Raw genomic sequence first — 9,124 nt, 5'->3', positions numbered from 1 at the left:
AACAACTAACAACTGAAAAATGACTATTACAGCTACAGGTACTATTGAACGTCGGAATATTGGGCTTGGTGCTTGGGCTTTTGTGACAGAAGATGGTGTTACATACGAAATCTCAAAAAGTGCTGATAAAAACTTACTTAAATCAGGACAGAAAGCCAAAATCACCGGAAAAGTTCGAGAAGATTTAATGACAGCAGCGATGATTGGTTCTATTCTAGAAGTTCATTCTTTTGAAGTGATGACATAATTTACACCTATAGCTATCCTAAATCAGTTATGAACAATTAGATCCCCGACTTCTCTAAGAAGTCGGGGATCTAACTCTTGCAATATTCACAAATTAAAGTTAATTTCGGGAATTATGCTGACTTTTACCCAACGTCAACCACCTAATGCTGATGCTATAGTGAATATCACTCTTTCACTAACTGCGGAAGAACGAACTCGTAGCCGTCATAAATTTATATTAGCAGATGGTCAGGAGATTTTTTTGCGGTTAGCTAGAGGTACAGTATTACATGATAGCGATATTCTCACAGATGAAACCGAAAGTATTTATATGGGAATTATTGCTAAACCTGAACCTGTTTTAACTGTATTAGCAGAAATTCCTTTATTATTAAGGGCTGCGTATCATTTAGGAAATCGTCATGTTCCTGTAGAAATAACTTCGACTTATTTACGCTTATCTCCAGATGCAGTTTTAGCTGCTATGTTAATCCAATTAGGGTTAGAAATTAAAGAAGAAATTTTACCTTTTCAACCAGAATTAGGGGCTTATGGAAATCACTCTCACACATAGCCATTTTTTGACAATCTTACAATTAGCAAGTCCAGCTTTACCCGTTGGTGCTTATGGCTATTCGGAAGGGTTGGAGATGTTAATAGAAAATGGTACTATTACGAATATAGAAAATCTCAAAGATTGGCTAAAATCTGAATTAATTTATGGCTCAATTCGCCTAGATGCAGCGATAATGGTGAGGGGTTTTCATGCTGTCAAATCAGGTGATAGGTCGGCTTTAAAGCGGTGGAATTTATGGTTATCTGCTGCGAGAGATACGGAAGAATTACGGGCTGCTAGTTGGCAAATGGGACGTTCTCTGATGCAATTATTAGGGAAGTTAGAACCGGAAATTTTACCTGTGGTGAATGCTGTGGGTTATCCTGCTAATTATGCGATCGCATTTGCTATAGCTTGCGCTCATTGGGATATAAATATTCAAGCTGCTTTATTAGCTTATTTACACAGTTGGGCGAATAATTTAATTACCGCTGGGATCAAACTTATTCCGCTGGGACAAACTGCGGGACAGGAGTTATTACTGGGTTTACAACCTTTATTAATTACTACTGTGGGGGAGATTTTGACAATGGAAGATGATGATTTAGGATGTTGTAATTGGGGTTTGTCTTTAGCGAGTATGCAGCACGAAACCCAATATACTAGATTGTTTAGGAGTTAAAAATTATGACGGCTTTAAGAGTAGGCGTTGCGGGTCCTGTAGGTTCGGGGAAAACGGCTTTGGTAGATGCTTTATGTAAGAATTTACGGGAAAAATATCAGTTAGCTGTGGTGACAAATGATATATATACTCAAGAAGATGCTCAGTTTTTAGTCCGTTCTCAAGCCTTAGAAAGCGATCGCATTTTGGGTGTAGAAACAGGTGGTTGTCCCCATACTGCTATCCGCGAAGATGCTTCCATGAATTTAGCCGCAATTGAACAATTAGAAGAAAAATTTACCAATTTAGATTTAGTCTTTTTAGAGAGTGGTGGAGATAATTTAGCTGCTACTTTTAGTCCTGAATTAGTAGATTTAACCATTTATGTCATTGATGTGGCTGCTGGTGATAAAATTCCCCGTAAAGGTGGTCCAGGTATCACTAAATCTGATTTATTAGTGATTAATAAAACTGATCTTGCTCCTTATGTGGGTGCTGATTTGAATGTCATGGAACGAGATGCGAAAAAAATGCGTGGTGATAAACCTTTTGTTTTTACAAATTTGAAAACTCAAGCTGGTTTAGGAGATGTAATTCAGTTTGTGCATGCAGCTATTTGTTAATTGTTTTAAATGGCTAACGCCACGCTTCGCTATCAGGATTTATAGGATTAAAAGATTTACAGGATGTTAGCTTGTGATTGATATTATAATGATACGATGTAACTAATATATAGTAACCACAAGTTATCTTACAAACCATGTTTGAATAATTGTCTATCTTAATGTATAATTTATGATACTCAAATTTTCAACAGGTAATAAAAACAAATTGACTACTATTGGAAGTTATCAGGTAAAAGTTTTAATTGAATCTAACACTGAAGAAATTGCTTTTATTTCTCCAGCAAGTATTAATGATCTACCCACTGACTGGACTTGTGACTGGTTGAATATATGGAATAATACCAGTTTTTACTGCCAAAATATAGTTAAGCTTGTTTATAAGGGTAAAGTTTGGGGATTGGTTAAATATAGTCTTTATCCATATTTTTATCCTGAACCCGCTCCTCCCATATTTATGGAAATAAACAATATAGAAGCACACCCTACCAATCGTGGAGATGTTACTTCAAGGTTAATTGAACCTATTGGTAAATGGTTAATTTGGTATGCAATAAAGGTTGCTTTCGAGTTTTGTCCAGTAACATCAGTAGAATCATTCGTTTCGCTGGAAGCTTTGGATGAAGCTGTGGCATACTATAGGGATAAGGTACAGATGGAATATCTTGGTTTTTTAGGTAGCACTCCTAGTGGAGAAGACTTATATGTGTTCAGATTTTCACGAACCGCAGCAGCAGAATTTTGTCAACGACATGAAACCAGATGGGGAAACCCAAAGTTATATGAATAGTAATGAAATAATGGCAGGATCAAAAGAGATAATGACTCATGCTCAAAGACAGGCTTTTTTGAAAACATCTCGTCTAGGTAAGCTACTGGGAGTTGCACATTTACTTCCTGAAGTTGAAGAAGTAAAAGAAGAAATCTCGAAAAATTTACCACACGTAAAACGAATGCGTGGACTATTTAAACCTGGGGAACAAAAAAATCAACAACTTTATTCTAAAGATACAGAAGTTGCTAAACATGGAAATTAGGAGTTAGAGCAGCACCAGTGATTAGAAGAGTTTTATTAGACGATGATATTATTCTAGATATTTTGCTAGATAGAGATCCATTTGTACAAGTTTCCGTAGAAATTTGTAATTTAATCGAATCTAAAAAAATAGAGGGTTATGTAACACCAATAACCCTTAATAAAATCTTCAATGTTGGTAAACAAAACGGAGGAGTTGAAATTGCTTGGCAAGCAATAGCCGAGATTAGAACTATACTAAAAGTCTGTATTGTTGATGATAAAATTCTAGCAATAGCTAATTCCTATCAACTTAAAGATTTTGAAATATCCATACAGTTAGCTTGTGCAAAATCTCTTCAATTAGACTACATTATTACTAGGAAATTTGAATATGCTCAATCTTCTCTTCAAAAATTACCAGATTCTTATAAAGAATTTTTTTCTGTAGTCAACCCTAGTTCATTTTTGTTAAGTTTCTTTCCTAATCATGCAAATCATGATTTTTTCAATTCTATTGAATTTTATCTGCTTCGTCTTCAAGAAAATACAAAACGCCTAGAAATTATTCTGTATATTACTAATAAAAAAGATATCTTAGTTAATAGTTCGTTAAACTATCTCTTAGAGTCTATTCCTATTCAATTGATTGAAATTCAAAATCAGATAAACTCTGAAAATAAAATTGCTGCCCTAAAACTAGATATGTACACTATTCTTCGTTATATTTTATATGCAATTTTACTGGAAAAGTTAGTTTTAGATAATGAGTATATCAATAGGTGTCTTAAAGAATGTAATTCTCTTTCTATATGCCGTCAAGCTTTAATTATTGGTTTACAACAAACAAAAGAATTAACTCTTCAAATTACCAGTAAATTTGTTAATGAACATATTGGATTTCCTGCTGTAAATTATAATATTTTAGTTAATGGATTAACTAGATATTTTGATCAATTTATAATTACACTTACGTCGGAAATACTTTAAATAAATTTAAACCTAAATCAGAAAAAGATGTTAAATTAACAGATTCATTAGGTATGATTGAGGAAAAAAATAATATTCAGGTACAAATTCAAGAATTAGAGACCGATTTACAAGCATTTGAGCAATATTATCAATTATCATCTGAAGATTTTTATCGCCAATTTCAAACCGGACAATTAGGAGATGACGTAGACTTTGTTGAATGGAGTGCTTGTTATCAAATGTGGTTGAATTTACAAAAGCGTTTAACATTGAAGTAATGTTAAATTGGAAATGTTCATTCAAGTGTTTGTATGAATATTTTAGAAGTTATTGATTTAATCAGTCAAGAAATTAAATACTGTGACATAAAATAGGATGGTAGGAAAAGTAGTTATCATTGATATTTAGGTTTTTTCTTTCCTTCCCCTGATGAATTTTCTTGTAAAAATCCAACGGAATTACTATATGTATAATTACAAACAAGCTATTTTATCATTATTTTTAGTTGTATCCTGCACTGTTATTACTAGTTGTGATGCTAATGATACCGCTAATAACCCAACCCCAGAAACTACACCCAATAACAACATTAACCCCATTCCTGAAAAAGAACCAGAAAAGTCTCCTATTCCCCGAATTGAGCCATATTCCACCAATTCCGATAGTAAAGCTATCTCCGGTAAAACTACAAACGTCACCGTATACACAAGTGATGCCCAATGTCAAGAGCTAATTCCTCAAAAAACTGACGTTTCCGCAGCAGAACCCATGAATGAAGCTATAGGTAAAATATTCAAAGAACAAAATACAGCAGATTTCAGCGTATCTGGTTATCGCGTTAATGTGAAAAATGGTGTTGCGATTGTTGATATCCGCATTTCACCAGATTCAAAAAGACAAGTATCTTCTCTTTCTAGTTGTGAACAGTTTGCGTTGTTTAGCAGTGTCCGCAAAACCTTAATTAGTAATTCCCAGTGGAAAATTAAAGATGTCCGCTTTACTGAGCGTGGAGAAGAGATTGCCCTGTAATGCTGGGGTTGAATGTGCTATATTTACAATAACCCAAGCATGGTAAAGATTTTCTAGTGATTTTGCCCAAATGCAAAAACACGATATTAAGATCAAAAAGTCCGAATTTAAGGGGATAAAATCAATGGATATCAAACTAATTTTAGTGGGTTTAACGGTTATATTTACGGTTTCGTGCTTATTTTTTGGTACGAAAAATGGCTTTTATGATTCCGATAACTATCATGGTAATGGTTCTGCACATTAACAAGAGTGACAACTTAGGATTCCCACTTCTTTGAACTTTGCAGAGGAATATTGCTAAAAGCCAACTTTCTCAGCCAATAGTTTGATGGAGGGGAGGAGCAAAGGATGAATAATATATCAATTGATGCGGTCGAAACCACTAATGAGTTAGAATGCTTTCCCTATAGTGTTCAGCATCAAGATGAAGGGGTGTGTTTACTGGTCAGAATGGGTCCACATCGGATCATGTTAGATTTCGGCTTGACAAATATTTCTCCTATATCGCAGGAATTGACTAAATCGGCACAGCATGGTATGTTAGCTGATTTAGTTCTGGTTAGTCATGCCCATCCAGATCATGCTAGAGGCTTATTAACACTGCATCAAGCTTTTCCCCTATTACCTATTTATGCTAGTGAGGTAACGACGAAGTTATTACCGCTAAATTGGCCAGATGAAGAACTACCAGGAATTCTCTCATTTTGTCAGGCATTACCATTGCGATCGCCCATAGAAATCAGAGAAGATCTCATAGTAGAATTATTTCCCGCAGGTCATTTACCCGGTGCTGTGGCGATTCTCCTCACTTACCACACCCCCAACCGTGATTATAAATTACTTTACACAGGTGATTTTTTCCTATCCAACTCCCGTTTAGTCGAAGGGTTGCGACTAGATGAACTCCGGGGTTTAAATTTAGACGTGCTATTAATTGAAGGTAGTTATGGGACATCTCGCCATACCCATCGCCGCAATCAAGAAAATCAACTAGCAGAAAGGATTCATCGCGCCATTAGTGCCGGTAGAACAGATGAGAGTTATTCAGTAATTTTACCAACTCCGGCTTTAGGTTTAGGTCAAGAATTACTCATGCTGTTACGTTCCCATCACCACTTTACAGGTAGAGATGTAGACATTTGGGTTGATGGTGCTGTAGCTGCTGGTTGTGATGCCTATTTAGAACTTTTACCACATCTTCCCGCCGCAGTTCAAAATTTCGCCCGTCACCAACCTTTATTTTGGGATGAACGAGTAAAACCCCGTGTAAGAAGATTAAAGCCAGAAAATCTAGCAACTTTAGGGACATCACCTTGTATTGTTCTTACAGATTCTTCCGCAGATTTACGTAAATATTGTCAACCAAACACAGGCAATTGGTTAATTCTTTTACCTGAAAAAATTGATATTCCAGTTAATCCAGAATATTTAGCACCGACAAAATTTGAAAGTTATCTGTTAGCGCAACATAGTGATGGACCAGGAACAACCCAGCTAATTCATAATTTACGCCCGCAACACGTGATTTTTGTGCATGGTTCTCCAAGTTATCTGGCTGACTTAACTTGTTTAGAAGAGTTACAAAATCGCTATCATGTCCATTCACCAGCCCCAGGGACTCTAGTAGAATTACCGATTGGGGAAACATTTTTACAACCTGCTGCCCCAGAAATTAATTATGAGGGGGAGGTGACGGAGTTGGGAACTGTTATTACCATCACTCTTCCCGATACGGTGACAGCAGATCCCCGGTGGCGACAATTTGCTGATACGGGTTTAATAGAAGCGCGTTGGCAGGGTGAAGACTTGGTATTACGGGGGTTATCTCCGCGAGAACTCTTAAACCCGAATAACCTTCGCCCTAATTCTGGTGATATTGCCTGCTGTGGTAGCTGCCGACATCAAAGAGGGCAACGGTGTTGGAACCCCGCTGCCCCCTTATATAATTTCAAAGTTACCCTGGACGGATACTGTCCTGCTTTTGAACGCTTGACGTGAATTTAATTTAGGAGCGTTTAATCTGGATTTAGGTCAGTATAAGGGTTAGGAATACGCTCTGCTTCTGGACAGTCTTCAGTTGTCAGCGGATCTATGTTACCGCGTTGCACTGAAGCTAATTTTTGAGTAACAGATCCGATGCTTTCGAGACGAACCATTTCCTCCCAAGAACAAACTTCATCTTCTTCGTCTGTTTCATAGCGTAAAGTCACTAAATCGCCTTCGATATCAATGATGCGGGCCCGCTCTATCCAGCGTTGCTGATCCCGCAAAAAAACACATACCTCCCGCCCGTCGCAACACAGTTGATAAATCTTGCGGTGTAGCATGTAGTGCTTCTGCCTTTTTATACAACGTAGTTAAACCTGTCAAATTCGGGTTTCATCCCCATAATATCAGCCTCTAGGAGGTGAATTTCGCGGTGAGAACCCGGTAAGTTCAGTGACTCAATTTTACCACTTATTTTTAGTCATTAGTGTTAGATGAAATTTTGGGTCTTAAGCTTTAGTTTACCGCATTAGTTGAACAGCTATAGCAACTGTTAACATCTACAGACATTTTTCTTTGATTTGGCGTTTCCACAGGGAAAATTACTTATCCCTGGCAGGACTGCTTTAGCAATAAAATGGTCTGAATATAACATAGCTTTTTGCCTTTTAACTAGACTATCTAGCCAAGTACAGACAAACCAGTGGCTGATCTCTAAAAGATTTTCGCCAGGGTTAAAATCTGTATTAATGAAAATGATAACATTGTTTCTAATTTCTTAACCGTGAATAATTTTTTTTGTATAAATTTTTGAATAATATCCCCAGGGCGTTACGGAAGCAAGATGTAAGTATTACAAGATTACTCGGTAAGCGTAAAGCTCAGTCACTTTAGTGCTGAGATATAAGCGACACGGGCGAATTTATTCGCTCAAGCTCTTGACTAGTAACAGTAGGTGTGATATACTTTTAAAAGTTCCACAATTTAAGTATAACTAAACAACGTAAAAACTTAACTAATTTGGTTGAGTGCGTAGTCATACCTAACAGTATTGCAGTTTAGGAAAGCTAAATTTGGTGAAAAATGAAATACAAAAATCGAGTACGGTAGGGCATACCGGAATTAACGCTTTAGGAGAATCGACCTCTGTTTTTGTTGGAGTAATCCAGCAATTGTAAGTTGGCTCATTGATTAAAGAATCTCAGTGTCTTTAGACCTGAGAGTGTCAATTGGTCTGGATAGTTTACGGTGATCTAACTAGGATAAAAACTGGCGGAAATCTTCATCTTGCTGGCTCAATTTGACCCAATCTAAGTTAAGGGCTTGAAATTTCTGGACTAAGCGATCGCACGCTGGGCGTTCTGTGGCATAATGTCCAGCATCAATTAATATAATACCACGATCACGGCTTTCTTGAAATTGATGAAATTTACAGTCAGACGTTAAGTAAACTTGGGCATTAGTTTTAACTACGGCTGAAATATAACCTGCACCAGAACCACCTAAAACAGCTACCCGTGAAATTTGCTGTTGTAAATCAGCCATTGGGGAGAAAATTAAATGGGGCGGATTTAATTGAGTTTGAATATTATTAATTACCTCTTGTAATGTCAAAGTGGGTTTTAGCATTCCTACACGCCCATAACCTAAACCTGCTTGGGTAGGAACAATAGGTGATACTTCTTGAAGTTCCAGAAGTTGCGCTAAAACGTCAGCAGTTCCATCTGCCACTTGGTCAAAATTAGTATGGGCGGTATAAATTCCAATATTATGGGTAAAAGCTAACCGCACCATTTCTGTTAAGGCTTCCCCAGTGCGGAAAGATTTGGGAGGGTGAAAAATGAGGGGATGATGAGCAAATATTAGGTTAGCATGGAGAGCGATCGCTTCTTCCATTACGGCTAAAGTCGGAGTTAAACACACTAAAACCCGCGCTTCTGTAGACAAAACACCGGGTTCAACTTGCCAACCGCAATTATCCCAACTTTCGCACCAAGCGGGATTTGCCCATTCTTCAAACCAGGTAATTAAATCAGCAACTTTCATTAAAT

The 9,124-nt window shown here is 37.0% G+C and carries 12 protein-coding genes; 10 read left to right on the top strand and 2 right to left on the bottom strand.

Going from position 1 to position 9,124, the window contains the following annotated elements:
- Positions 1-19 precede the first annotated feature (19 nt).
- The 10 genes from FJR08_RS06570 to FJR08_RS06525 all read left to right on the top strand — a co-directional run bounded on the left by FJR08_RS06570 (position 20) and on the right by FJR08_RS06525 (position 7,085).
- Entirely contained in the window at positions 20-247 is a 228-nt protein-coding gene (locus FJR08_RS06570) for a hypothetical protein (protein ID WP_015080949.1), read from the top strand.
- 114 nt (positions 248-361) lie between these two features.
- Complete coding sequence (gene ureE, locus FJR08_RS06565) at positions 362-802, top strand: urease accessory protein UreE (protein ID WP_168632605.1); 441 nt, start codon at positions 362-364, stop codon at positions 800-802.
- Entirely contained in the window at positions 780-1,466 is a 687-nt protein-coding gene (locus tag FJR08_RS06560; RefSeq protein WP_168632604.1) for an urease accessory protein UreF, read from the top strand. Before ureE ends, FJR08_RS06560 begins: the two co-directional genes overlap by 23 nt.
- A gap of 5 nt (positions 1,467-1,471) precedes the next feature.
- The gene (gene ureG, locus FJR08_RS06555; RefSeq protein ID WP_168632603.1) at positions 1,472-2,068 is read left to right on the top strand and encodes an urease accessory protein UreG; all 597 of its coding nucleotides are present in this window, start codon (positions 1,472-1,474) and stop codon (positions 2,066-2,068) included.
- A gap of 208 nt (positions 2,069-2,276) precedes the next feature.
- Positions 2,277-2,858: a hypothetical protein gene (locus tag FJR08_RS06550; RefSeq protein ID WP_168632602.1), complete on the top strand. Its 582-nt coding sequence runs from the start codon at positions 2,277-2,279 to the stop codon at positions 2,856-2,858.
- Complete coding sequence (locus FJR08_RS23515; RefSeq protein WP_235081860.1) at positions 2,851-3,105, top strand: hypothetical protein; 255 nt, start codon at positions 2,851-2,853, stop codon at positions 3,103-3,105. The genes FJR08_RS06550 and FJR08_RS23515 overlap by 8 nt, the downstream gene beginning before the upstream one ends.
- Before the next feature lie 17 nt (positions 3,106-3,122).
- Positions 3,123-4,073: a PIN domain-containing protein gene (locus FJR08_RS24220; protein WP_168632601.1), complete on the top strand. Its 951-nt coding sequence runs from the start codon at positions 3,123-3,125 to the stop codon at positions 4,071-4,073.
- 53 nt (positions 4,074-4,126) lie between these two features.
- Positions 4,127-4,333, top strand: a complete 207-nt coding sequence (locus FJR08_RS06535) for a hypothetical protein (protein WP_254435701.1) — start codon at positions 4,127-4,129, stop codon at positions 4,331-4,333.
- A 187-nt stretch (positions 4,334-4,520) separates the two neighbouring features.
- Complete coding sequence (locus FJR08_RS06530; protein WP_168632600.1) at positions 4,521-5,084, top strand: sporulation/spore germination protein; 564 nt, start codon at positions 4,521-4,523, stop codon at positions 5,082-5,084.
- 351 nt (positions 5,085-5,435) lie between these two features.
- Positions 5,436-7,085: an MBL fold metallo-hydrolase gene (locus tag FJR08_RS06525; protein ID WP_168632599.1), complete on the top strand. Its 1,650-nt coding sequence runs from the start codon at positions 5,436-5,438 to the stop codon at positions 7,083-7,085.
- Positions 7,086-7,102: 17 nt separating this feature from the next.
- Here FJR08_RS06525 and FJR08_RS06520 read toward each other — a convergent pair whose 3' ends face one another.
- Positions 7,103-7,414 carry a DUF6679 family protein gene (locus FJR08_RS06520; RefSeq protein ID WP_015080955.1) on the bottom strand — a complete coding sequence of 104 codons (312 nt, stop codon included), beginning with the start codon at positions 7,412-7,414 and terminating at the stop codon, positions 7,103-7,105.
- 916 nt (positions 7,415-8,330) lie between these two features.
- The gene (locus tag FJR08_RS06515) at positions 8,331-9,119 is read right to left on the bottom strand and encodes a Nif3-like dinuclear metal center hexameric protein (protein WP_168632598.1); all 789 of its coding nucleotides are present in this window, start codon (positions 9,117-9,119) and stop codon (positions 8,331-8,333) included.
- Positions 9,120-9,124 lie beyond the last annotated feature (5 nt).

The sequence above is a fragment of the Dolichospermum sp. UHCC 0260 genome, from assembly GCF_009711985.1.
Taxonomy (GTDB): Bacteria; Cyanobacteriota; Cyanobacteriia; order Cyanobacteriales; family Nostocaceae; genus Dolichospermum; species Dolichospermum lemmermannii.
The sequence above is the reverse complement of the archived record's forward strand: the minus strand, read 5'-3'. Positions and strand labels throughout refer to the sequence as shown.